General features: G+C 71.3%; 23 protein-coding genes. 16 read left to right on the top strand and 7 right to left on the bottom strand.

Going from position 1 to position 24,491, the window contains the following annotated elements:
* Nucleotides 1–88: 88 nt before the first annotated feature.
* A complete protein-coding gene (locus ABD355_RS22755; RefSeq protein WP_344402396.1) occupies nt 89–1,345 on the bottom strand; it encodes an alpha/beta fold hydrolase in 1,257 nt (418 codons plus the stop codon).
* 243 nt (nt 1,346–1,588) lie between these two features.
* On the opposite strand from ABD355_RS22755, the gene ABD355_RS22750 reads away from it, so the two are divergent.
* Genes ABD355_RS22750 through ABD355_RS22735 form a run of 4 tightly spaced genes read left to right on the top strand, consistent with a single transcriptional unit; the run spans nt 1,589 to nt 6,913 of the window.
* A complete protein-coding gene (locus ABD355_RS22750; protein ID WP_344402395.1) occupies nt 1,589–3,787 on the top strand; it encodes an MMPL family transporter in 2,199 nt (732 codons plus the stop codon).
* Between the two features lie 53 nt (nt 3,788–3,840).
* Nucleotides 3,841–5,019 carry a sensor histidine kinase gene (locus ABD355_RS22745; RefSeq protein WP_344402972.1) on the top strand — a complete coding sequence of 393 codons (1,179 nt, stop codon included), beginning with the start codon at nt 3,841–3,843 and terminating at the stop codon, nt 5,017–5,019.
* Complete coding sequence (locus ABD355_RS22740) at nt 5,016–5,678, top strand: response regulator (RefSeq protein ID WP_266955041.1); 663 nt, start codon at nt 5,016–5,018, stop codon at nt 5,676–5,678. Before ABD355_RS22745 ends, ABD355_RS22740 begins: the two co-directional genes overlap by 4 nt.
* A 2-nt stretch (nt 5,679–5,680) precedes the next feature.
* Nucleotides 5,681–6,913 (top strand): sialidase family protein, encoded by a 1,233-nt coding sequence (locus tag ABD355_RS22735; RefSeq protein WP_344402394.1) that lies wholly within the window; start codon nt 5,681–5,683, stop codon nt 6,911–6,913.
* Nucleotides 6,914–6,979: 66 nt separating this feature from the next.
* Here ABD355_RS22735 and ABD355_RS22730 read toward each other — a convergent pair whose 3' ends face one another.
* Complete coding sequence (locus ABD355_RS22730) at nt 6,980–7,915, bottom strand: dihydrodipicolinate synthase family protein (RefSeq protein ID WP_344402393.1); 936 nt, start codon at nt 7,913–7,915, stop codon at nt 6,980–6,982.
* A gap of 159 nt (nt 7,916–8,074) precedes the next feature.
* Here ABD355_RS22730 and ABD355_RS22725 point away from each other — a divergent pair, with 159 nt between their 5' ends.
* Nucleotides 8,075–8,503, top strand: coding sequence for a phosphatase domain-containing protein (locus ABD355_RS22725; RefSeq protein WP_344402392.1), 429 nt, complete (start codon nt 8,075–8,077; stop codon nt 8,501–8,503).
* Between the two features lie 46 nt (nt 8,504–8,549).
* On the opposite strand, the gene bla is transcribed toward ABD355_RS22725, so the two are convergent.
* Nucleotides 8,550–9,440, bottom strand: coding sequence for a class A beta-lactamase (gene bla, locus ABD355_RS22720; RefSeq protein WP_344402971.1), 891 nt, complete (start codon nt 9,438–9,440; stop codon nt 8,550–8,552).
* Nucleotides 9,441–9,543: 103 nt separating this feature from the next.
* Between bla and ABD355_RS22715 the strand changes: the two genes are divergently transcribed.
* Nucleotides 9,544–10,668: a glycoside hydrolase family 113 protein gene (locus ABD355_RS22715; RefSeq protein WP_344402391.1), complete on the top strand. Its 1,125-nt coding sequence runs from the start codon at nt 9,544–9,546 to the stop codon at nt 10,666–10,668.
* A gap of 44 nt (nt 10,669–10,712) precedes the next feature.
* Entirely contained in the window at nt 10,713–11,114 is a 402-nt protein-coding gene (locus tag ABD355_RS22710) for a DUF1707 SHOCT-like domain-containing protein (RefSeq protein WP_344402390.1), read from the top strand.
* A 13-nt stretch (nt 11,115–11,127) separates the two neighbouring features.
* Here the strand turns inward: ABD355_RS22710 and ABD355_RS22705 are convergent, their stop codons facing one another.
* The 3 genes from ABD355_RS22705 to ABD355_RS22695 form a co-directional block, all read right to left on the bottom strand.
* Complete coding sequence (locus ABD355_RS22705; RefSeq protein WP_344402389.1) at nt 11,128–12,603, bottom strand: alpha/beta hydrolase; 1,476 nt, start codon at nt 12,601–12,603, stop codon at nt 11,128–11,130.
* A gap of 92 nt (nt 12,604–12,695) precedes the next feature.
* Nucleotides 12,696–13,526 carry an ABC transporter permease gene (locus tag ABD355_RS22700; protein ID WP_344402388.1) on the bottom strand — a complete coding sequence of 277 codons (831 nt, stop codon included), beginning with the start codon at nt 13,524–13,526 and terminating at the stop codon, nt 12,696–12,698.
* A complete protein-coding gene (locus ABD355_RS22695; protein WP_344402386.1) occupies nt 13,523–14,437 on the bottom strand; it encodes an ABC transporter ATP-binding protein in 915 nt (304 codons plus the stop codon). The genes ABD355_RS22700 and ABD355_RS22695 overlap by 4 nt, the downstream gene beginning before the upstream one ends.
* Before the next feature lie 134 nt (nt 14,438–14,571).
* Between ABD355_RS22695 and ABD355_RS22690 the strand changes: the two genes are divergently transcribed.
* Both ABD355_RS22690 and ABD355_RS22685 read left to right on the top strand, forming a co-directional pair.
* On the top strand, nt 14,572–15,768 hold the full coding sequence (locus tag ABD355_RS22690) for a histidine kinase (protein ID WP_344402385.1): 1,197 nt from the start codon (nt 14,572–14,574) through the stop codon (nt 15,766–15,768).
* Nucleotides 15,765–16,427 (top strand): response regulator, encoded by a 663-nt coding sequence (locus ABD355_RS22685; protein WP_344402384.1) that lies wholly within the window; start codon nt 15,765–15,767, stop codon nt 16,425–16,427. The genes ABD355_RS22690 and ABD355_RS22685 overlap by 4 nt, the downstream gene beginning before the upstream one ends.
* A 28-nt stretch (nt 16,428–16,455) precedes the next feature.
* Here ABD355_RS22685 and ABD355_RS22680 read toward each other — a convergent pair whose 3' ends face one another.
* Entirely contained in the window at nt 16,456–16,956 is a 501-nt protein-coding gene (locus ABD355_RS22680) for a GNAT family N-acetyltransferase (protein ID WP_344402383.1), read from the bottom strand.
* Between the two features lie 274 nt (nt 16,957–17,230).
* Between ABD355_RS22680 and ABD355_RS22675 the strand changes: the two genes are divergently transcribed.
* The 7 genes from ABD355_RS22675 (at nt 17,231) to ABD355_RS22645 (ending at nt 24,480) form a co-directional block, all read left to right on the top strand.
* Nucleotides 17,231–18,025: an SCO2525 family SAM-dependent methyltransferase gene (locus ABD355_RS22675; RefSeq protein ID WP_344402382.1), complete on the top strand. Its 795-nt coding sequence runs from the start codon at nt 17,231–17,233 to the stop codon at nt 18,023–18,025.
* A 67-nt stretch (nt 18,026–18,092) separates the two neighbouring features.
* Entirely contained in the window at nt 18,093–19,946 is a 1,854-nt protein-coding gene (locus ABD355_RS22670) for an SCO2524 family protein (protein WP_344402381.1), read from the top strand.
* Nucleotides 19,947–19,950: 4 nt separating this feature from the next.
* Nucleotides 19,951–20,868, top strand: a complete 918-nt coding sequence (locus ABD355_RS22665; RefSeq protein ID WP_344402380.1) for an SCO2523 family variant P-loop protein — start codon at nt 19,951–19,953, stop codon at nt 20,866–20,868.
* Nucleotides 20,865–21,851, top strand: a complete 987-nt coding sequence (locus ABD355_RS22660; RefSeq protein ID WP_344402379.1) for an SCO2522 family protein — start codon at nt 20,865–20,867, stop codon at nt 21,849–21,851. The genes ABD355_RS22665 and ABD355_RS22660 overlap by 4 nt, the downstream gene beginning before the upstream one ends.
* A gap of 1 nt (nt 21,852) precedes the next feature.
* Nucleotides 21,853–22,824, top strand: a complete 972-nt coding sequence (locus ABD355_RS22655; RefSeq protein WP_344402378.1) for an SCO2521 family protein — start codon at nt 21,853–21,855, stop codon at nt 22,822–22,824.
* Between the two features lie 37 nt (nt 22,825–22,861).
* The gene (locus ABD355_RS22650; protein WP_344402377.1) at nt 22,862–23,896 is read left to right on the top strand and encodes a DUF6879 family protein; all 1,035 of its coding nucleotides are present in this window, start codon (nt 22,862–22,864) and stop codon (nt 23,894–23,896) included.
* 368 nt (nt 23,897–24,264) lie between these two features.
* A complete protein-coding gene (locus ABD355_RS22645; RefSeq protein ID WP_030933991.1) occupies nt 24,265–24,480 on the top strand; it encodes a hypothetical protein in 216 nt (71 codons plus the stop codon).
* Nucleotides 24,481–24,491 lie beyond the last annotated feature (11 nt).

Below are 24,491 nucleotides of genomic sequence, written 5' to 3'. Positions count from 1 at the left end.
CGGACGGTACACCTGTCGGCACACCGGCTGGAACACGTCAGGATACGGGCCGCACCCTGCGTACTGCGAACTGCCCTGCCCACGAGGCTCATTGACCCGCGGCCCCGTCCAGCACACCGCACAGCACCGAGTAGAAGCGCTCGTTGCCCCAGTACGAACTGTGCGCCGCCGACACCGGCTGCCGGTTGTCGACCTCCACGTCCCGCACGTCCGTCGCCTCGGTGTCGAACACCGGCGCCGCCTGGTAGGACAGCAGGTCCCGGCGGTCGTAGACGTTGGTCCAGGGCGGGAAGCCGGGGGGCAGGCCGCTGCCGAACGGGCGGGACGGCAGGGCGTCCAGTTCGTACAGCAGCGGCGCCTGCGAACCCACCGTGACCAGGGCCGCGACCTTGCGGGGGCGGGCACCGGGGCCCGTCGCGGCACCGTCCAGCAGGGTTCCGGAGGCCAGCAGGTCGAAGGAGACGATGCCGCCCAGGCTGTGGCCGAGCAGCACCACGGGGCCGGACTGGGCCCGTACCGCCTCGGCGACGACCGCACGCACCGCCTCACCGCGCACCAGATAGCGCACGATGTCACCGAAGAAGCCCACCGACTTGCCGCTCCAGGCCGTACGGCGGGCCACGGCCAGCCGGTTGCCGAGCGCGCTCTCGAACAGTCGGGCCGAGAAGCGGACCGCCGCCGACACCGCCTCCGGGACGCCGCGTACGTCACCGCCGAGCGCCTCGGTGAGACGGTCCACCAACTCATCGCGCCGCCCGGCCGGCAGGCGTCCGGCATCACCGTCGTCGCTCCGGTTGAGGGCGTAGGCCACCAGCGCACGCGCGGTCAGCCGGGGCAGTACGACCGCGGTTGCGCCGGCCGCGGCGGCCCGGCGCAGCTCCGGCGCGCCGTGCAGTGCGTCGGCGGCCTGCTGCAGGGGTACGTCCAGACCCGCGTCCGTCCAGGCCGCGCGCAGCGAGTCGTGGTCGGTGAGGCGCGTCAGGTCGGCCAGCAGCGTGTCCCCGCGCGCGACCGCGCCCGGCACGAACGGCGCCGTCGTGGCGGCGGCCGACGTGAGCACGAGGAGCTCCAGCTCCGCCAGCGGGTCGGCGTACAGCAGCGCCCAGCGTGCCACCTCCTCGTCCTCCGGCGCGGGCGCGGCTGGGCCCTTGCCGTCCTGGTCGACGAAGCCCGGGATGGAGGCGCCGCCGGCCCGGAGATGCGACCCGAGGGCCGAGCCCCAGTCGCACGGCTCCACCCGGACGCCCGGGCGCCGGGCCCTGACCTCGGTACGGATGGTCCTGAGGGCATTGCTGTAGTCGGGCTCGCGCACGCCGGTTCCGTGCACGAAGAGAAGGGTCACCATGAACGCGCTCCCCCGTCGGATGCGAATGGGACGACTTGCATTGCTACTTGTCCGTACCCGGAAGGGCAAGACCGCACCGGAAATCGGCGGGAGGCCCGACCTCGTTACTCCCGCGGGAGTAATGCCATCCGCGGACCACCCCCTGCAGTACCCCCCAACTCGCCCTCACGCCCGACGAACCGTCCCTCGCGCGCCGGGAGTCTGGAACCGACCCGGACATCCCGAGCGGAGGGAGGCCCGTTCATGGGGGCCGCAAGGACAGGAACGCGGGGACGGCGTGCCGTGCCCTGGGTGGTGCTCGGGCTGTGGCTGGCGGCGCTCGTGCTCGCCGGGCCGTTCGCCGGGAAGTTCTCCGGCATCCAGCAGAACCGGTCCGTGGACTACCTGCCCGACAGCGCCGACTCCACCCAAGTGGCCCGGATCCAGGACCGGTTGCCGGGCGGGCAGGCCACCGACCTGGTGCTCGTCTACCACCGCGACGGCGGCCTCACCGCGGCCGACCGGGCGAAGGCGGGCGCGCAGGTCGCGGAGATCGGGAGCAAGTACGAGCTCACCGGCACCCCGAGGGCGGTCCCGTCCCGCGACGGCACCACCCTCATGTACCCGGTCTCCAGCACCCGGCCGGGTCAGGACGACAAGGCGCGGGACGCCTTCGTCGACGGCGTGCGCGCGCTCGCGAACGGCGGCGCCGGGCTCAGCGTGGAGGTCGGCGGACCGGGCGGCCTGCAGACCGACATGGGCAAGGTGTTCGGCTCCATCGACGGCACCCTGCTCTACGCCACCCTCGGCGTCGTCACGGCCCTGCTCGTCCTGATCTACCGCAGCCCGTTCCTGTGGCTGGTGCCGCTCGCCGTCGCCGGGGTCGCCGCCGGCATGGCGATGGCCGCCGCGTACGGCCTGCACGAGGCGTTCGGCGTCACCGTCACCGGCCAGAGCGGCGGCGTGATGACGGTCCTGGTGCTCGGTGCGGGCACCGACTACGCCCTGCTGCTCATCTCCCGGTACCGCGAGGAGCTACGACGCCACGAGCGCCCGTACGACGCCATGCGCGCCGCCCTGCGCGGCTGCGGCCCGGCGGTCCTCGCCTCGTCCGGCACCGTCGCGGCCGGACTGCTGTGCCTGCTCGCCGCCGACCTCAACAGCAGCCGTGGCATGGGCCCGGTCGGCATGGTGGGCGTGCTCGCCGCGCTCGTCGCGATGATCAGCCTGCTGCCCGCCCTGCTGGTCCTCCTCGGCCGCCGCGTCTTCTGGCCGCTCATCCCGGCCTTCGGCAGTGAGCCCAAGGCGCGACGGTCGCTGTTCGCGGCGATGGGCAGCTCGGCCACGCGCCGCCCGGTCGTCGTGCTCGCCACCGGTGCCGTGCTCCTCGGCGCGCTCGCGCTGGGCGCCCTCAACCTCCCCGGCGCCCTCAAGCAGGAGGACTCCTTCACCCGGCGGCCCGAGTCGATCTCCGCAGCCCGGACCCTGGCCCGCGCGTACCCCGGGCACAGCAGCCGGCCCATCACCGTCATCGCCCCCACCGCCGAGGCGGATGCCGTCCTGGCCAAGGCCCGCACCACCGACGGGGTCGCCCAGGCGACGACCGGCCGCACCGGCTCCGGCTGGACGGAGATCTCCGTCTTCGCCACCGCGGCCCCCGAGTCGAAGGGGGAGACCCGCACCATCGAGGCCCTGCGCGCCGGGCTCGACGACACCTACGGCACCTATGTCGGCGGTCCCAGCGCCCAGCAGCTCGACCTGGCCGACAGCCAGGCCCGGGACCGGGATGTCGTCGTGCCGCTGGTTCTCGCCGCCGTCTTCGTGATCCTCGTAGGCCTGCTGCGGAGCCTGCTCGCGCCGCTGATGCTGCTCGTCGCGGTGGTCGCGGTGTGGGGTGCGGCGCTCGGGATCGGCGGGCTGGTGTTCGGGCCGGTGCTGGGCTTCGCCGGCACCGACTCGGGCCTTGGGCTGTTGTCCTTCGTCTTCCTGGTGGCGCTCGGCGTCGACTACGGCATCTTCCTCATGCACCGCATGCGCGAGGAGTCCCTCGCGGGTGCCGGGCCCGAGGCGGCGGCCCTCACCGCCCTGCGCACCACGGGCGGGGTCATCGCCTCCGCGGGTGTCGTACTCGCCGCGACCTTCGCGGTGCTCGGCACGCTGCCGCTGGTACCGCTGGTCGAGCTGGGGTTCGTGATCGCGGTGGGTGTGCTGCTGGACACCTTCCTCGTCCGGACCTACCTGGTGACCACGGCCAGCGTGCTGCTGGGGCGCCGGGTGTGGTGGCCGGGGCGGCTGTCGCGGGCGCCGGAGCCGGTGCGGACCGAGCGGCAGCCGGAGCCGGTGTGCTGCACTTTCCCGGGGGACAACCCCCCGGACCCCCGGCAGAAAAGCAGGCCGGCCAGTGTGACCGGTGCGGACATCGCGAGGAGGACCTCTGGTGCAGCGCGGAAGATGAACACGTGACACAGACGACGACAGTGCCGCGGCCGCGCGGGGGCGAACGGATCGAGCGGATCATGGCGGTGGTCAACCGCGACCCCCGCACCGCCCCGCACGGCACCCGCAACGACGCGATCCTCGCCGCCGTGCTCACCGTCGTGGCCGTGGGACTGGCGCTGTCCACCGACCAGAGCCGCCGCCCGGACGCGCTCGGCTGGACGCTGCTGCTGGCCGCCCATGTGCCGCTGGTGTGGCGGCGGCGCCGTCCGCTGCTGGTGCTGACCGCGGGGCTGGCGCTGCTCGTGCCGTACCACGCCCTGCAGAACAACCACTTCGCGGCCACCCCGGCCACGATCGTCGCGCTCTACACGGTCGCCGTCACCGGCCGCCCCCTGCGCACCATCCTCGCGGGCGTCGTCGTCCTCGGCGTCTCCACGGCCGCGATGCTCACGGTCAGCACCCACCAGGCCGTCGAGATGCTGCGCATCTCCGGCTGGGTGATCGCCACGCTCTTCTGCGGCGTCGACGTCCGCTACTACCGTCAGTACGTCGCCGCGATCGTCGAGCGCGCCGAGCGCGCCGAACGCACCCGGGAGGAGGAGGCCCGGCGCCGGGTCGCCGAGGAACGGCTGCGCATCGCCCGTGACCTGCACGACCTGCTCGCCCACACCATCACCCTCATCGGCGTGCAGACCTCGGTGGCCGCGCACGTCCTGGCCGCCGACCCCGAACGCCTGGACCGGGAGACGGTGGCGAAGGCTCTCGACGACATCGCCGAGACCTGCCGGACGGCGCGGGGAGAGGTGCGGACGACGCTGGAGGTGCTCCGGGAGAACGACCTGCCGGACGGCCGCGGCCCCCTCCCCGGGCTCGACGGCCTGCCCGACCTGGTGGAGACGGCACGGCTCGCGGGCGCGCGCGTCGAGCAGACGGTACGGGTACGGCGGGCCCCGCCCGCCGTCGGCGCCGCCGCGTACCGCATCGTGCAGGAGGCGCTGACCAACGCGGTACGGCATGCGGGCCCCGAACCGGCCGTACGTGTCGACCTGTACGAAGACGAGGGTGCCCTGCACCTGTCCGTCACCGATGACGGCACCGGACCCACGCCCGGCGGCACACCCGGCTTCGGGCTCGTCGGCATGCGGGAGCGGGCCCGCAGCGTGGGTGGCACACTCGACGCCGGGCCGCGGGCGGAGGGCGGTTTCGAGGTGACGGCCGTACTGCCGCTGACGACCACGGGGGAAGAGAACGCATGACCATCCGCGTACTGCTCGCCGACGACCAGACGCTCGTACGGGCCGCGTTCGCCATGCTCGTCGAGTCGGCACGGGACATGGAGGTCGTCGGACAGGCGGCCACCGGCCGGGAGGCCGTGGCGCTGGCCCGCAGCGAGCGCGCCGACCTGGTGGTGATGGACATCCGGATGCCGGACCTGGACGGCATCGAGGCGACCCGGCTGATCGCCGCCGACGAGGACCTGGCGGGCGTACGGGTACTGGTCCTCACCACCTACGACACCGACGAGAACATCGTGGAGGCGCTGCGCGCGGGGGCCTCCGGCTTCCTGGTGAAGGACACCCGCCCGGCCGAGCTCCTGGATGCCATCCGTACGGTCGCCGCGGGCGAGGCGCTGCTGTCACCGGGGCCGACGGCACGGCTGATCGAGCGGTTCCTGCGCAGCCCGTCGGCGCCCGCGACCGGCGGGCCGGAATGCCTCTCCGACCGGGAGCGGGAGGTGCTGACCCTGCTGGCGCGCGGGCTCAACAACACCGAGATCGGTGAGGCGTTGGGGCTGAGCCCGCTGACGGCGAAGACCCATGTCAGCCGGATCATGGGGAAGCTGGGGGCGCGGGACCGGGCGCAGCTGGTCATCGTGGCCTACGAGTCGGGACTGGTCACCCCGGGCACGATCTGACGGTGACGTTCCTGAGCCGCACCCTCCTCGCAGCCACCGTGCTCCTCACCCCGCTCACGGCCCTCGCACCGGCCCACGCGGCCACCGGCTGCACGTTGTCCGTCCCGTACGTCTCGGGCGAGGGCGGCTACGACACCTACCGCATCCCGGCGACGGTCACGACCGGCCGCGGCACGGTGCTGGCCTTCGCCGAGGGCCGCCTGGGCGGTGCCGGGGACACCGGGAACATCGACGTCGTCCTCAGACGCTCCGGCGACGGGGGCTGCACCTGGGGCCCGCTGCAGGTGGTGGCCGCCGGGAAGGGGGACACCCGGGGCAACCCCGCCTCCGTCGTCGACCCGCGCACCGGTGCGGTCGTCCTGCTGACCTCGTACAACAGCGGTGCGGTCACCGAGGCGCAGATCATGCGGGGCGAGGTCACCGAGGAGCAGGGCCGGCGGGTGTTCGTGCAGCGCAGCCGGGACGACGGGCGGCACTTCACGCCGCCGCGGGACATCACGGACGAGGTGAAGCCGCCGGGCTGGCGCTGGTACGCGACCGGGCCCGGCCACGCCGTCGCCCTGACCCGCGGCCCGCACGCCGGCCGCCTGGTCGTCCCCGCCAACCACTCCGCGGCCCCGCCCGCCGGTTCGGCCGACACCGGCCAGGAGGCCCGGTACTACGGTGCGCACGCCCTCTACAGCGACGACGGTGGGCGGAGCTGGCGGCTGGGCTTCGTCGACTCCTCGTACGACGGTGCGCACAACGCGAACGAGTCCTCGGCTGCTCAACTCCCTGACGGGAGGCTGTACTTCAGCGCCCGGGACCAGAACGGGGCGCGTCTCGGCAACCGGCTCGACACGTATTCCGGTGACGGCGGGGAGTCGCTGGAGCGCCCGTACGCGGTGCAGCCCACTCTGAACGACGTTCCGGTGGTCCAGGGCAGCGTCCTCCAACTCACGGGCCACAAGGCGCCGTTGCTGTTCTCGGGGCCGTCCGTGCCGACCGCTCGGCGGGCGATGGCGGTGTGGCGGAGTGAGGACGGCGGGGGGACGTTCACGAAGGTGCTGACGGTGTCGGCGTTGCCGGCCGCGTACTCCGACCTGGTGCAGGTTGATCGGGGCACGGTGGGGTTGCTGTACGAGACGGGGTCCTCCGCGCCCTACGAGAGGATCGAGTTCCGCAGGGTGCCGGTGACCGACCTGGGACAGCCGTACTCCCTGCCGCCTGAAAAATTCAGCCCCTCCGGCGTTTGAGGAGCGGGGGTCCGGGGGCCGGCGCCCGGGTCGGGACGGGGAAGGGGCGGCGGGGGCGAAAACCTCCTACAGCAGCCCCGCCGTCGCCAGGAACTTGCCGACCCGTTCCACCTCGTCGGGAGACAGCGGCACCTGCGGCTCCGCCGTCACCGGACAGTCGATGACGCCTCGCACATGCAGCGCCGCCTTGAACGCCCCCAGCGCCGACGAACTACCCCCCATCCGCCCCGAGTCCCCCACCCGCACCATCCCGAACAGCCCGCACAACCGCTCCTGCTCCCCCCGAGCCCCCTCCCAGTCGCCCGACCGGCACAGCCCGTCCAGCCGGACGTACCCATGAGGGTCGACATTGGCGAGCCCGGGCACCGCCCCGTCCGCCCCCATCGCAAGTGCCGCATCGACGACCAGCTCCGAGCCGGTCAGGACGCTGAAGCCACGGATGTCCGACCGGTTGCGCGCGCCGCTCACGACCTCCCGGAAGCCCCCCAGATCACCGCTCGAGTCCTTGAGCCCCGAAAGCACGCCCTCGGCGGCCAGATCGAGCACGACGTCCGCCGGAAGCTTCGTGTGCACGGCGGCCGGGATGTCGTACGCGACCACCGGCACCGGCGACGCCGCCGCGACCAGGCGGTAGTGGCGCGCGATCTCCGCCGGATGCGTGAGGGCATAGAACGGCGCCGTCACCACCACCGCGTCCGCCCCCGCGGCCGTCACCGCCGCCACATGATCCAGCACCCTCGGCGTCGTCATGTCGATCGCCCCGGCCAGGACGGGCAGCTGTCCGGCGACATGAGCCACCACCGACTCCACCACCAGCCTGCGCTGCCCGTCCCGCAGAAACGCCGCCTCCGACGACGACCCCAGCACGAACAGCCCGTGCACCCCGCCACCCACCAGGTGGTCGACCAGCCTGAGCAGTGAGGGGACGTCCACCTCGCGGTCCGGTGTCAGCGGCGTGCAGACGGGCGGGACGACACCGGTCAGTGGGGCGGGGATGGTCATATGGGCTCCGTGGGGTGGTTCTGGCGTACAAGGTCCTGCGTCGACTGGTTCTCCTCCCCAGGATGGTGGCAGCAGAAGCGGTGAGGGGCGCCCCTCGGCAACGCACTCGTACCCCGGATGCTCGGACTTCCGCGGCTTCGAGGCCCGTACGCTGATCCGATGACGGACACCTGGCATCCCGCGGACCCCGGTGTGCTGCGACTGCCGTCGGGCCGACTGGTCCGCGGCCGCGGGCTGCGGCGCCCCCTGGCCCCGGGGGCGCCCGCCCCCTCGTACGCCCTCTACCTCCTCGGCGGACAACCCCCGCCCGTACCCTGGGAGTTCACCTGGATCTGCTGGCCCGACTTCCGCCTCCCGGCCGACCGCCCGGCCGCCCGCGCCGCGCTGACCGCCGCTTGGGAGCGGACGGTGACCGAGCGCGTGGAAATCGCCTGCGGAGGGGGCCGTGGCCGAACCGGCACGGCACTGGCCTGCCTGGCGATCCTGGACGGCGTACCGCCCGAGGATGCCGTGGCCTTCGTACGGCGCAACTACGACCGGCACGCGGTGGAGACGCCGTGGCAGAAGCGGTACGTGCGCAGGTTCTGATGCGGTGGGGACACGCCCCCGAACGACGGCACAGCCCGCGGAGCGACTAGCCGAGGGCGCTCGCCAACACCGCCGCGGTCTCCGCGATCAGCTCGTGATCCCACGCCGCGCCCCGGTCGGGCTTGGTCACCTGCACGGCCAACACGATCGGCGTCCCGTCCGGCGTCCACGCGATGCCCGCGTTGTTGTTGGCGCCGTAGAACCCCGCGCCGGTCTTGTCGGCGACCGTCCACGTGCTGGGCAGCCCCGCGCGCAGACGGTTGCCGCTGGTGGTGTTGCCCAGCAGCCAGTGGGTGAGGAGTCCGCGGTCCCGGCGGTCGAGCGCCTCGCCGAGGACCAGGCGGGCATACGAGCGTCCGATCGCGCGCGGGGTCGTCGTGTCGGTGATGCGCCACGGTTCCGCCGAGTTGAGGTCGGTCTCCCAGCGGTCCAGGCGGGTCACCGGGTCGCCGATCGAGCGGGCGAACCGGGTGATCGCGGTGGGGCCGCCCAGCTCCCGCAGCAGCAGGTTGCCGGCGGTGTTGTCGCTGTAGCGGATGGCCACGTCGGCGAGTTCGGCGATCGTCATGCCCTCGGCCAGGTGCTCCCTGGTCTTGTCCGAGCCGTCGACGAGGTCGGCCTCCGTGTAGTGGATGCGACGCGCGAGGACCTCGCCGTGCCGGTCCAGATCGCGCAGGATCGCCGCGGCGGCCAGGGTCTTGAAGAGCGAGCAGATGGGGAAGAGCTCGTCGGCGCGGTGACCGACGGTCTGTTTCGTACGGACGTTGTGCGCGAACACGCCCAGCCGGGCGCCGTGTTGCTGTTCCAGCTCCCGCAGCCGGTCGCCGGTGGCGGCCTGGGCGGGTGCGCCGGTGAGGAGCGCTGCGGCGGTGGCGGTGCCTGCGGTGAGCAGGGTGCGTCGGCCTAAGATCTCGGTCTCCTTCGGTCGGTACGGGATGTCGATCTCTTCAGTGACCGACGCCGTACGTCATCCCTTGGTTGCCCGGCCGTAGACCATCGGTGGACGGCGGTGCGGGCGCGTCCTCGCCACAGTGAGGGGCATGGAGAAGACGAAGGGGATCAATCGGGCGCAGTTCCTGGCGGGGGCTGCGGCTCTCGGTCTGTCGGCGGCGGTGCTGCCGGCCGGCCCGGCCGCCGCGACCGGGCGGGGTCTGCGGCACCGCGGTGTCGTCTACACCGTCGGCGAGGGCGAGACGCCGGGGACCGCGTGGAGTGCGGCCCGGATGCGCCGGGACATCCGTGTCATCCGCGACCGGCTGCACGCCGACGCCGTGGACGTCACCGGCGACGGCGTCGAACGCCTCACCGCCACCGCCGCCGAGGCCGCCGAACGGGGGCTGCACATATGGCTCCAGCCGACCCTTGCGGACGCCCCGCAGCGCGACACCCTGGAGCACCTGGCCGAGTGCGGCCGGTTCGCGGAGCGGCTGCGGCGGCAGGGCGCGAGCGTCGACTTCAGCGTGGGCTGCGAGTTCTGGCTGCTGGTGCCCGGGATCGTGCCGGGGGAGACGGTCCTGGACCGCGTGCGGAACATGGTGAAGGGCAACTTCGACCCGGTGAGGATGCAGCGCCACCTCGACCGCTTCACGGCGAGGGCGGCGGCGGTGGGCCGGTCCGTCTTCCGCGGCAAGCTGAGCTATGCCGCCGCTCAGGACGACAAGGTGGACTGGCGTCTCTTCGACGTCGTGGGCATCGACTACTACTCGTACTTCCACCAACGATCGGACCACGTACGGGAGTTGAGGAGGTACCTCTGCTGGGGCAAACCCCTCGCCATCACCGAGTTCGGGACCTGCACCTACGTCGGCGCCCCGGAGGCGGGCGGCATGGGCTGGGACGTCGTCGACTACGACAAGGACCCACAGGAGATCAAGGGCCACCTCGTTCGCAGCGAACACACCCAAGCCGCCTGTCTGACCGGCCTGCTGGACGTCTTCGAGTCGATGGGCCTGTACGCGGCGATGGCCTTCGAGTTCGTCACCCCGGACGCCCCGCACCGCACCGACAACCCGCGCTACGACCTCGACATGGCGAGCTACAGCATCACCAAGACCATCAAGGACCGCCCCGACGACCCCCGTTCGCCCTGGCACTGGGAGCCGAAGGAGGCGTTCCACGCGCTGGCACGCCAGTATGGGAGGGCCTGCATACGCCAGGCACCGTAGCCGACCGGTCGCCCGGTCGTCGGCCCGATGAGAGGACGCTGCCCATGGAGAGAGCCCCGGACGTACGCGTCGGCACGGCCGAGCGGGAGCGTGCCGCGGCGGCTCTCAGTGAGCACATGGCTGCGGAGCGGCTGACGCGGGAGGAGTTCGAGGCCCGCATCGACGTGGCGTACCGGGCGGTCTCGCAGTCGGATCTGAGCGGCCTCTTCGCCGACCTGCCCGCCCCCGACTGGGAAGGCGCCATCTCCTCCGGGTCACCGGCAGCCCCCGTGCCCGTTGCGGCCGCGCCCGGCAGAGCAGGGAAGGTGGCCGCTCTGGCGGGTGCGGTGCTTCCGGCCGCCGGGGGTATCGGGCTCGTCCTGGCCGTCCTCACCGGCTCCTGGTACTGGCTGGTGCTGTTGCCACCCGCTGTCTACGGCGTCCGCCAGATGGCGAGGAAGCTGTAGGGCGGGGGCCTGGTCAGGGGCAGTGGATGTCCTGCCGCGGCCGCTCACCCGTCGCCAGGAAGCGGGAGACCGCCTCGTCGCCGCACCTGGTGCCGTGGGCGAGGTAGGCCTCGTGGCCGGTGGCGTCGTTGGTGACCATGACGGCGCGGCGGCCGAGGGCCTCGCGGAGCTTCAGGGCGCCGCTCAGGGGGGTCGCGAGGTCGCGCTCGTTCTGGACGAGCAGGACGTCGGACGGGCCCCGGTCGGTGATCCGTACCGGAGGCTCCTTCGGCTGCCACGGCCAGGCGGCGCACACCAGCGCGTTCCTCGGCATGCCCGCGGTCAGCGGGTACTCGGCGCGGCTCTCGGCGACGCCCTTCCGGTAGGTGGCGGCATCGCGCGGCCAGGCGGCGTCGTTGCAGATGGTGGCGGCGCTCACCGCGACGAGGTTCTGCATGGCCGCGTCCGGCGGGGCCGCCGGTGCGGGCGGGACGGTGCCCTTCAGGGCGGCTGCGATCAGCTCGGCCAGGGCGGGGTAGTCGTCGGGGTCGGCGAGGCTGTCCAGCATCGTCTGGCGCAGCACGTTGCCGTTCAGCTCCTCCGGGTTGGCGCCCGGCCAGGGGAGCGGCTCGCGGTCCAGACGCGCGGCCAGGCGGAGGAAGAGCGGGCGGACCTCGGCGACCGTGCCGGCCAGGCGGTACGGGTTGCCGGGCGCGGAGGCCCACTGGGCGAACTCGGGGAAGTTGTCCTCGACGCCCACCTCGTACGCGGCGACCCAGGCCCGCTCCGCCCGGACCGGGTCGGGGTTGTCGTTGCTGTCCAGCACGATGCGGTCGGTGCGCTGCGGGAACATCTCGCTGTAGGCGGCGCCCACATACGTGCCGTACGAGACGCCCCACGCGGACAGCCTGCGCTCGCCGAGCGCGGCGCGGATGCGGTCGATGTCGCGGGCGTTGTCCTTGGTGGTGAGGTGGCGCATCAGCTCGCCGCCGTGGGTCGCGCAGGCGGCGGCCACCCGTCGGGCGGTGCGCATGTTCTCGGTGACGGTTCCGTCCGGGGCGGGCCAGGGGCGCAGCTTCGACAGGGCGAGATCGCCGTGGTCGAGGCCACAACCGACCGCGGTGGAGGGCGCGTTGCCCCGCGGCGCGAACCCGATCAGGTCGTAGGCGTCGCGGACGTCCTGCGGCAGCTTCTGCCCCTTCCCCGAGGGGTCGTTCAGGCTGGTGCCGCCCGGCCCGCCGGCGATCAGCAGCAGGGCGCCCCGGCGGGCGGACGGTTTCTCGGCGGGGATGCGGGAGACGGCGATGTCGATCGTGCGGCCGCCGGGGTGGGCGTAGTCCATGGGGACTTCGAGGGTCGCGCACTGCTGACGGGGGTCGAGGCCGCTGCCCGCGCATCTGCTCCACTTCAGCGGTTCCTCGGCGGCGGACGCGCTGAGGGGCGTGACGACACCGAAGACGATGCCGGAGGCGGCGGCGATCAGGGCCGCGCTTTTCGTGATCTCCTTCATGGATACGAGACTCCCGGATGCCGCCTGCCCGACCCATCCGGTCAACTGCCTTGTCGGAAGGGGGGTTTACCCCCGGCCGTACACAGGGTTTCTCATACGTCCCGCCGGTCCACGACCACCACCGCCACGACGGCCGCCACCGCCGCCCACACCGCGAACACGACCCACCCGCCCGCGACGGTCGCCGGATACTTCGGGACCCGGATGAAAGGAGACTGCCCGTAACCCACGTCCACGATCCGCACCCAGGCGTTGAACGGAAAGGCGTGGCGGACCGACGCCGTCCAGTGGTAGCGGTCCGTGACGAAGGACGGCAGGAGCAGCAGGACGAACGTCGTCAGGACCATCGTCGTGGCGCTGTGCCGGATCACCGCGCCCAGACCCATGCCGACCAGTGCACACACCGGGGCGAGCAGGGCCGACGCCACGACCACCCGCCAGGCGCCGGGATGGCCGATCGGCACGCCCAGGCCCCGACCGTCGAGGACGGCCTGCGAGGAGGCGTAGGAGGCGGCCGCGAGGAGCGTGCCGTACACCGTCATGACCGCCGTCAGCACGACCACCTTGGCCGCCATCAGGGCCCGTCGGTCCGGCACGGCGGTGAACGTCGTACGGACCAGGCCCGTCGCGTACTCGCCGACGATCGTGATCGCCCCGATGCTCGCGCACACCAGCACCAGGATCATGGCGGACCCCTCGGTGAAGGCGTCCCGCAGCGCCCAGTACACGAAGTCGTCGCGGATCGGGCCGCCGTAGTGCGGGTAGTTCACATAGTCGGCGACGGCCGCGTTCGCGTTGAAGCCGACCACGGCCAGAGCGCCGGAGCCCAAGGCCCAGTAGGTGGAGCGCAGCGAACGGAGCTTGATCCACTCGGCGGCGAGCAGGTCGGTGAAGCGGGAGGCGGGCAGGGCGAGGATGGTCATCGGGTCTCTCCAGCCGCGTACTCGACGCTGTCGGCGGTCAGTTCCATGAAGGCCGTCTCCAGGGAGGCCACCTGCGTGGTCAACTCCCAGAGCAGGAAGCGGTGTTCGTGCGCCAGCTCACCGACCCGGACGGCGCTCGCCCCGTCCACCTTCAGCGTCTCCTCGTCGTACGGGGCGACCACCGCACCCGCCGACTCCAGTACGGCGGCCAGGGCGCCGGCGTGCGGCGAGCGCACCGTCACCGTCGGCGCCGTACCGCGCGCGGCGAACTCGGTAAGGCTCTCGGCCGCGATGAGCTCCCCGCGGCCGATGACGATCAGCTCGTCCGCGGTGTTCTCCATCTCGGACATCAGATGGCTGGAGACGAAGACGGTACGGCCTTCGTGCGCGAGCCTGCGGAACAGCCCCCGTACCCACAACACCCCTTCCGGATCCAGCCCGTTGAGCGGCTCGTCGAACAACAGCACCGGCGGGTCGCCGAGCAGCGCGGCCGCGATGCCGAGCCGCTGCTTCATGCCCAGCGAGAAGGAGCCGACCCGGCGCCGGGCGGCGGCCTGGGTGAGCCCCACCTCGGCGAGCACCTCGTCGACCCGCGCCCGCGGGATGCGGTTGCTGCGGGCCAGCGCATGCAGATGCGCCCGCGCACTGCGCCCGCCGTGCACGTCATGGGCGTCGATCAGGGCGCCGACGTGCCGCAGCCCGCGCGGATGCCGGCGGAAGGAGTGCCCGCTGATCGTGGCGGTACCGGCGCTCGGCTCGATCAGCCCGAGCAGCATCCGCAGGGTCGTCGTCTTGCCCGCGCCGTTCGGGCCGAGGAAGCCCGTGACATGGCCGGGGCGGACGGTGAAGGACAGATCGCGTACGGCGGTCGTGGGGCCGTACCGCTTGGTGAGCTGCTCGACTTCGATCATGCGGACCACGGTGGCCCGCGCGGCGGGTGCGGGGCATCGGCCGGGCGCTGACACTCGTACCGGACGGCTGTCGACCGTGGTTGTAAGCCCACGGGCCGATGACCGCGCCCCGCACCCGCGCCTACGATCACCGCATGTCCGCCACCGCTCCTCCGCCGCCCCTGGTCAAACGCGTGTCGCCGGCCGGATGGACGGCGATCGTGTGGTCCGCGAGCACGCTGTTCACCCTGCTGACGACGTTCCGGCTGCCCGGGGAGTCGATGCCGTCCCAATGGCCGGCGGCCCAGTTGTACCGCTGGGACGGCCTGTCCTTCCTGGCGGTGTCGACCGCGTTGGCGTTCCAGGCCGGTCGGCTGCTGCAACGCAGGCCGCTCCTCGCGACCACCCTGGCGATCCTGGCCGGAGTCTTCGAGACGACCACTCTCGGCGTCGACCTCCTGCCGATGAACCAGTACCTCACGACCATGGTGGTCCTGTACTTCGTCGCGGTCGCCCACCCCCGGCGCACCGCGCTCATCGCCCTGGGCATGGCGGTCGGCTCCCTGATCGTGTACATAGCCGTACGGATGGCCCGCGGATGGCCCGCCGGCACCGCCGCCGAACTGGCCGTCGCCCTCGTCACCGTGATCGTCTGGCTGCTCGGCAACTCCACCCACCAGTCCCGGGTGCACGCCGAACGGCTCAGCGCGGAGCACGCGGCCCAGGCGGTCACCGCCGAACGCCTGCGCATCGCCCGGGAGATGCACGACACCGTCGCCCACAGCATCAGCATCATCGCCCTCCAGTCCGGCGCGGCCTCCCGGGTGGCCACCGCCCATCCCGAGGCGGCCCTGGCGGCGATGCAGGCGGTCGAGCACGAGGGCCGCGAGACCCTGGCGGGCCTGCGGCGCATGCTGGTCGCGCTGCGGGCGGCGGACGAGGGGCGGGACCCGGAGCTGGCCCCCGCGGGCCTGGCGGACGTCGACCGGCTGGCGGCCACCACCACGGCGGCAGGCGTACGGGTGGAGGTGCGCCGCCTCGGCGAGCCACGCGGGCTCCCGCCGGACATCGACCTGTCGGCGTTCCGCATCGTCCAGGAGTCGGTCACCAACGTCGTACGGCATGCGGGCACGCGCGCGTGCCGGGTCACCCTCGACTACCGCGAGGACGAACTCGCCCTGGAGATCACGGACGACGGCCTGGGGCGCGGCAGCGCGACCGACACCGGGTTCGGACTGGCCGGGATGCGCGAACGGGTGGCCCTGCTGCACGGCGAGTTCACGGCGGCCCCGCGCCCCGAGGGCGGCTTCCGTGTGACGGCCCGCCTGCCGCTCCCGGTGGCCGTCCGATGACCGCGGCCCCGACGATCCGGGTCCTCCTCGTCGACGACCAGGAACTCATCCGCACCGCACTGAGCATGGTCATGGCCGACATCGAGGACGTGGAGGTCGTCGGCGAGGCGGCGACGGGCAAGGACGCGGTACGGCTGGCCGGTGAACTCGCCCCGGACGTGGTGGTGATGGACATCCGCATGCCGGGGATGGACGGCATCGAGGCGACCCGCCGCATCACGGAGACCCAGGCCGACGTGCGGGTGGTCGTGCTGACCACCTTCGACGACGACGCTTACGTCTACGGGGCGCTGCGCGCCGGTGCGGCGGGCTTCCTGGTCAAGGACATGGCGCTGGACGACATCATCGGCGCGGTACGGGTGGTGGCGGCAGGCGACGCTCTGATCGCGCCGAGCGTGACCCGCCGCCTGATCCAGGACTTCGCCTCCCGTCCCGAACAGAGCGCCGGACGCCGGGAGTTGAAGACCATCACGGACCGCGAACGCGAGGTACTCACCTTGGTCGGCAGCGGCCTGTCCAACGCCGAGATAGCCGCCGAGCTGTGCATCAGCGTGGCCACGGCGAAGACGTACCTCACCCGTCTGCTGACCAAGCTGGACGCGCGGGACCGGGTCCAGCTGGTGATCATGGCCTACGAGGCGGGGCTGGTGTCCCCCTGATCCCCCTCATCCCGTCGAACCCCCTGTCTCACAGCCCCAACGCCATGATGAACCGGTCCTCCCCGGGCCCGAAGTAGCCCTTGCGCACCCCGCCCTCGAAGGTGAAGCCCAGGGACTGGTAGAGCGTGATCGCGGTCGCGTTCGTCGGTTCCACCGTCAGGCGGACCTGGTGGACGCCCTCGGTGCGCAACCGGCGTATCACCTCCAGCATCAGCCGGCGGCCCAGCCCGCGCCCGCGCAGTTCGGGGGTGACGGCGAGGCTCTTGATCCAGTTCACATAGCCGTCCGAGGTGGTGACGAACAGGACGTAGCCGTGCAGGCTCCGGCCGTCGTCGAGGACGAGGATGCGGTCGCCGTGGATGTCGTAACTCTGGCGCAGCTCGAAGTAGTGGTACGGCTCCTCGGGGAAGGCCTCCCTGTCGACGCGGTGCAGTTCCGGCAGGTCGGCCTCGACGACGCCCCTCATGGTCAGGGGGCGGTCGGTGCGGTCGGCCGTGGAAGGAAAACGTTTCTCTGGAAGAGCCGTCATACCGCCCCCTGCGGGTTGGGAGTCAAGGGTGCGTTGACACCCGTACGAGTGGTACGGGTGAGACGCCTGTTGTCTGCCTTTCTGGTGTGTTCGGCAGAGTTCCGACCATCTTGAGCGGGACAATCCGGCCGTTCAAGGCCGGATCAGGCCGCGCGAATGCATTCGCCACGGTGCGCCCCCAGTGCGCCCCGTCCCCCTGCCGGGGACATGACGTAATTCAGGACATTGACCGCAGGGGGATCCGGAGGGCCTCCGGTGTTGGTACCGTAGGTAAATGACCTTGAGATCGTCGGGGGATGCCCAGGTGAAGAATGCGGACGCACCCTGGGAATCATTCGACCCGATCGCCTACGTTCGGCACAACTACCGCTTCTTACAGGCGGAGGACGAGGAGATCCTGCATATCATCCGGGGTCATTTCGGCGGTCATTTCCGGAAGCAGGGCGTCGGACCTGTTTACGGCATCGACGTGGGCGCCGGGGCGAATCTCTATCCCGCGCTCTCCATGCTGCCCTGGTGCGACGAGATCACCCTCTTCGAGCACTCGTTCGCGAACGTGGAGTACCTGGAACGTCAGGCGGGCGGCTACGACGAGAACTGGGACCCGTTCTGGGACGCCCTGTGCGAGCACGAGGCGTACGGCTCCCTCTACTTGGACCCCCGCGAGCGGTTCCGCAAGGTCGTCAAGGTCGAGCAGGGCAACATCTTCGGTCTTGAGCGCTTCGGCGGGCGCTGGTCGGTCGGGACCATGTTCTTCGTCGCCGAGTCGATGACCACCTCCCCGCTGGAGTTCGACCTGGGAGTCGAGCGCTTCATGTGCGCCCTGGCCCCCGGTGCTCCCTTCGCCGCCGCCTTCATGGAACATTCGAAGGGCTATCACGCCGGAGAGGAGTTCTTCCCCGCCTGTGACGTGGGAGAACCCGAGGTGCGCGCGAGTCTCGCACCATTCGCGGGCGACTTCGAGGTGCAGCGGCTCAAGTCTGCGGCAGGTGTGCGCGACGGGTATTCGGGAATGATCCTGGCCTACGGGTGGCGACGGAATACGGACGCAGGCATTCCGGCCGCATAAAAATCTTCACAACAGAAAAGGGTCATTCCACAAATGACGGCAGTGCGGCCTGTGTGAGGGGCATGGGATGCAGATCAAGCCACGCCAGCATTTGCTGGACATCTGGCAGGCCATCGCCCGCCACTCCTTCGAGCGGGAGCAGTGGGCCTGGGGCGAGTGGGGCGGACAGAGCAGCGTCGCCGACGCCGAGCGGCTGCTCTGCCTGCTGTACCCGGCCACGGAGATCCCCGCGTTCCGGCTGGACGACCCCGACACCACACAGGAGGACGTCCAGCAGGCCCTGAGGAAGGCCGGCGGGCGGCTCGACCTCCCGGCCAACCTCGTCAAGGCCGCGTCCGACTTCATGCGCACCCACACCGGCGAGGACAAGAGGCCCACGTTCGCCGGGGGTTACTACTTCGGATCCCAGGACAAGGCCCAGGGGGAGCCCACCGAGGAACAACGCCAGCTCGGCGTGGTCGACTCCTTCTCCATGTCGATCACCCTCTGCCTGGCCACGCTCGGCTTCCTCAAGGTCTACGAGACCAGGACCAGACGCAGCGACATCCAGGAGACGATCGCCGAGCTGCGTTCGGCCACCAGCAACCGGCTCACCGCCGCCATGGTGAGCCTGCTGCGCTCCTTCACCGTCAACGCCTTCGACGCCGACTCCGCCCAGGGCCGCAACCTGGTCGAACTCCTCGGCCAGGGACGGCTGTCGCAGCGGCAGGTACTGAACATGTACCAGAGCCGGTTCCGCGCGCTGCGCGCCGCGATCGTGGAGAGCCTCACCCTCGGCATCGACGTCCAGGCGGGCCTCAAGGACGAGAACCAGTTCTTCGAGTGCGGCTGGTCATGGAGCCTGGTGAAGGACGCCCCCGAGGTGGAGACCGACGAACCCATCGGGCCGCAGCCCAAGGGCGCCGCCGACCCGGTGCCGTATCTCTACTTCACCGTGGTGGCGCTCGACGGCATCCAGGACCTGTTCTCCGACCGGACCCTCACCCTGGGCCTGCTCAACACCGAACAGCAGAAGCTCGCCGAGGCGCTCCGGCTGCGCTGGGAGCTGACCCAGCAGTACTGGTCCGGCATCGCCCGCTTCGACCCCGAGCGCTGGCCCCTGGAGGACATCCCCTGGCGTACGACGGGACAGGAACTGGAGTCCGAGTACTTCTCCCTCTCCGTCGCCGCCATCCTCGTCCACGACCTGATGCGGCGCCGGGCCACCGACGACGACCTGGCCCGCACCGTCACCGTCATGGAACGCCTCGCCGAACGGGGCCGTATCACCAGCCGTATGACCCGCGACGACCGCACGGTCTTCGAGCTGCACAACGCGGGCGTCAAACTGCCCCTGCAGGGCAGCGAGCGGCTCGGCCCGCCGATGACCTGGTCCCTGCACGACTTCTCGGCGCAGCTGCTGAAGCGCACCATCCAGCTGCGTGCGCTCTCCCGCAACCTCGACTCGCACGACCGGCTGCTCAGACTCGCCGAGGACGTCTTCGACCACATGTGGCGCCGCCGTATCCGCGAGGGCGAGGGCACCGGACTGTGGGACTACGTCCACGCCGCCTACCCCGAGGCGGAGATCGTCCCGCGCCGGGTGCCGGTGTCCTGGAACATCACCGAGCGGGTCGCCGAGGTGATGGTCCAGGTCCACCAGATGTACCGGCAGCCCCCGGTCCGCAGCCCCGAACTGACCGAGCTGGCAGGGGCGTTGCTCAGCGAGTCCGCCCATCTCCTGGGCAACGAACAGATGGAACCCGCGCCCAGCGACGACGGCCGGCACGGCATGCAACTCAGGAACATCGAGGTCAAGCTGCGCCGCGCCCGCAGCCTCCTGGACCAACAGCCGGGCACCGCCTACGCGTTGGCGCTCGACGTACTGGGACAGCTCGACGCGCTCACCCGGGCTCGCGAAGCCGCGGCCCAGGGACGGTGACCGCGTGCTGATCTTCGCCGCCTCCGACAAGGGAGGCACGGGCCGCTCCGTCACCAGCGCCAACCTCGCCTACCACCGTGCGCTGGCCGGGGACGACGTGTGCTACCTGGACTTCGACTTCGGCTCGCCCACCGCCTCGGCCGTCTTCGACGTGGCCGACGCCCGCGCGGCCGTCGAGGACCGCGGCCTGCACTCCTACCTGACAGGAGAGGTCGGCGAGCCGGAGCGCATCGACGTCTGGGCCAGCACCGAGCACCAGGTGCTGCGCGACCCGCCGCCCGGTTGCGGCCGGCTGGTGCTGATGCCCGGTGACGTCAGCGGCGGCGAGTTCGCCACCACCGGCGACCACGTGCGGCTCTGCGTCGACCTGCTGATGAAGCTGTACTACGAGTTCGACCTGGTCGTCGTGGACCTCAGCGCCGGCCGCTCCTACGCCGTCGACATGGTCCTGGAGGCGACCGCACAGCCCGAGATGCGGGAGATCACCGCCCGCTGGCTGGTCTTCCACCGCTGGACCCGCCAGCATGTGGCGGCCGCCGCGAGCCTGGTCTTCGGCGAGCGCGGCATCGTCGCCGGCGGTGTCGACCGCGGCCACGAGGAGGAGGCGCTGCGCGGCGCCATCCGCTTCGTCCGGGCCGCCGTACCCGATCCCGAGTCACCGCTGTGGTCACAGGTCTCGCCCACCCAGTCGGCGTGGATGCGCAAGACCGACAGCGACCTCAAGCAGCTCGCCTCCACGCACGGCATCGGCTACAGCCAGGTCCTCGGCGCCATTCCCCTCGAACCGGTCCTGCAGTGGCGTGAGCAGCTCATCACCGACGAGGACGTGCTCGACAGCCAGATCGCCAACATGGAGACCTGGCGGGCGCTGAACCAGCTGGCCGCCCGGCTCACCGACGACAAGTACTGGGAGCAGGCGTGAGCGAGGCCGTCTTCCGGGAGACCACGGCGGAGCTCCGCACCCAGTCCGTGCCGCTGTCCCACCTCTCCCTGGAGCTGGGCCATCTCTACATGGAGGACTTCGAGGCGGGCCCCGAGCGACTGCGCGAGCACTTCGCCGAGGTGCGGCTGTGGGTGGACGCCGCCCGCGCCTCCGCCGCCCGCCGCACCGGCGGCAAGCGCCCCCGTATCAGCACCTGTTTCCTCATCGACGACTACTTCACGCGCTTCTCCACGCCCGCCGAACTCGTCCCGCTGGTCCTTGAGGAGGCCGAGAAGGCCGGCCTGGTCATCGACTACCTGGCCCGCGAGTCGGGCTGCGCGGTCGCCGACCGGATCGAGCTCGCCGAGTCCGTCATGCACCGCCTGGTCGAATCACCGCCGCCGGGCAGCTACGGCTCCCGCCCCTCCGTCAGCCAGACCGGCTGGCTCGCCAACGGACAGCGCACCCCCACCACGAAGCGCGCCGCCCTGGGCGAGGTCAAGGGCTGGGAGCCGCCCCAGGAGACGGCGGCCCGCAACCACTCCGTCTTCATGGACGTCGAGCTGTGGTCCGAGAAGGACGGCCGACGGCTGTGGTCCTGCCCGTTCCTGGCCGCCGTATGGCAGCTGGCCAGGCTCGGACTGCTACGACACCTCGGCGAGCCGGTGCTTGCCCCGCGCCCGTGGAACGGCGAGGACTTCCCGCAGGACTGGGACCGGCTGCCGCCCCTGCTCCAGCTCAACCCACGGGCCGCGGCCTTCAGCGCCTACCGCACCTGCACCCTGATGCCGAACCGTTTCCTGGCCGTCGAGGACGCCGTACGGCTCATCCTCGACCAGACGGAGGTCGACTCCGGGGCGCTCAGGCAGGTCGCCGAGCGCTCGGCCCGGGAGGGGCTCGCGGTCCCGGCCGCGGTCGCCCAGCGTGCGACGTACGTCTTCTACGAGGAGCCCGCGGGCGCCCTTGCCGTCGAGGGGCCCTGACATGACGACGGCCCTCGCGCAGCCCGCGCGCCCGGTCCTCGTCTGTGGTGAGGTGCGCACCTGTCTGCTGCCGTCCTTCCAGGCGCTGGACGGCAGGGCCGCCGCCCAGCTGCTCAGGCTGCGCGCCGACGAACACGTCCGGGTCTCCGAGCGGCCCAATCTGTACGCCCTGTCCCCGGAGGTGCTGACCGGGGTGGACTGCCGGCTGCCCACCTCCAACGGCGCCAAGGTCCGGGCCGTCGGCACGGTGGCCACCCGCGTGGCGCTCACCGAGGGCCGTCTGCTGCAGTCCACCGCGTACTTCAGCGCACCGGCCGCGGGCCCCGACACACGCCGCCCCTGGGGGCACTACCTGGTACGGCCCGGGGTGGTCGAGCCGTTCGGGAAGCTGCCCGAACAGGCCACCGCTCAGGGCGTGCTGCGCGGCGCCGGGCGCGGCGAACTCGACCTGGGGATGATCGCCGAATCCCTGCTGACGCGGCTGCTGCGCCACCCGCTCCTCGATCGCAAGGTCCCCTTCAAGTCCCGCCGCACACACCTGCGGTGGACCGCCCACCGGATCCCGGCGGGCGAGCGCGCGGAACTGACGCGGTTCACCCTGGCCGAGAACGGGCTGCGGACCGTGGAGCTGCGGCTGCCGGAGGACACACCGGTCTCCGCGGCCGCGGGTCTGTGCGAGGACCTCGCGCTGCACGACTGGCTTTTGACGACGGTGGTGCACATGCTGGACAGCAGTCGGCTCGCCGCGGCGGACGGGCGCGCCGCGGTCCAGGCGCTGCGCCCGGCCGTCGACCATCTGCTGCATCTGTGGATGCCGCACGCGCAGGTGGACCGCTCGCTGGTCCATCTGTGGGAAGTGCTGGAGCGGGAACCGGGGTTCACACGCCAGTGGCAGAACCTGGTCCAGCGCATCCGGGACCAACTGGCCGTCCAGGCCATACCGCTGCTGCACCAGGCACTGAGCACGAGCTGAGGGGCGGCACCAACCACATACCCGACGGGGGAGAGACATGAGCGGAGCGTCGTTAGGGTCCGGGGACAACGGAGCGGGACCGCAGCGGCAGGGCATACCCAAGCTGTTCTGGAAGATCCTGATCACGGCGTCGGCGGCGGGCGGCGCCTTCCTGCTGACCACCATCCTGAACGGGGACGACAACAACATCTGGCAGTGGGTGGCGTCCATCGTCCTCGGCAGTGCCACGCTGATCGTCCAGTACCTCGTGGACTTCGGGGAGCGCCTGGAGGTCGTCGAGGAGAGCCAGCGTCACCACATCGACGACATGAAGCGGAGCCTGGCCAACCACCACGCGGAGATGCGCACCGCGGTCGACCAGAGCTTCGCAAAGATCAACGAGGCGACGGAGCTGTTCAGCAAGGTGGACGGCTCCGTGCTGCGCTCCGAGGAGGTGACCCGGCTGGTCAAGGCGTACACCCAGGTCGGGGACGAGGCGCCGGGGATCGTCAAGAGCTTCGCCGAGGAGGAGCTGAAACGTCTCGCCGAGCTGATGGAGGACCTCATCAGCGGCAGAGCGGACTCCTCGTTCGAGAACCACGAGTGGCTGATCGACCTCGCCCTGTGCGTCAAGAAGACCCTCTACGCCACGAGCACGACCGTCGACCGGGACTTCTGGTCCAGCGATCCCGCGAAGCGGTATCTCAGCGCGCAGGAGAAGGCGATCAAGACCCGCGGGGTGGAGGTGCGGCGGCTGTTCCTCGTGGACGAGCCGGAGGAGGTCACCGAAGCCCTCGAGCAGCTCTGCGCGCGGCAGCGCAGGTACGGCATCGACGCGCGTATAGGCGTGCAGTCGCAGCTGGATCCGGGCGGCACGGTGATGGACTTCATCATCTTCGACGGGGAGCTGTGCTACGAGACTCGCCCGGACAACCACGTCAGGCCGGACATGACGATGCTGAGGATGAAGCACGAGCACGTCGAGGACCGCGTCAACCAGTTCAACGAGCTGTGGGCGGCGACGGAGCCGGACCACGAGCCCGAGCCGGAACAGGGGAGTGTCCGCCGGCGGCTGCGCCGGGTGGCCGACTGACTGCTTTCTTCATATAGGCGGCAGGTCGCGCCCCGCGCCCCGTCGAACTCCGTCAACCGCTCGAAAATACCGTCGGTTTTGCAGGGCCTGGTCAATGCGCATCGCGATTTCGGGCTGAGGCTTTTCGAAAGGCCTGCTCGAACTCCCGGATTGCGAGCCGTGACGCGTGCGAAGCGTTGGCCATGGCCCAACCGCCTCTTCCTGGCCAGCACTTGTGGAGCACAGACTCCAGCCGAGTGTAGGCGCAGCGACCCACGCCGGAGACGAAAAGCGTGAAACTCAAATGGAAAGGGGAGCACGCTGTAGGCGCAACGAACACGGTGCCCGCAATTATGAGTCGTGTTCGTTACGGTCGTTAAGGAGAGGAAATGAAACCGCCCGTCGGCACTCATGTCGTGGACACGCGAACTGGAAAGGTGGGAATCGTCATGGGGCACGAAGGGCCGTACGTGCAACTGAGACCGTACGGGGGCGGCAGGGAGTGGGACGCCGATCCCGCCGCCGTGCGCGGGGCCACCCAGGCGGAGCGGCTGAGCGCGGCGACCGCGTACGCCAACGCCCGCAGCCGGGGGGAAGTGCCTTGAGTAAGGTGCGG

It is taken from the genome of Streptomyces longisporus, from assembly GCF_039532765.1.
In the GTDB taxonomy this organism is placed as follows: domain Bacteria; phylum Actinomycetota; class Actinomycetes; order Streptomycetales; family Streptomycetaceae; genus Streptomyces; species Streptomyces longisporus.
The sequence above is the reverse complement of the archived record's forward strand: the minus strand, read 5'-3'. Positions and strand labels throughout refer to the sequence as shown.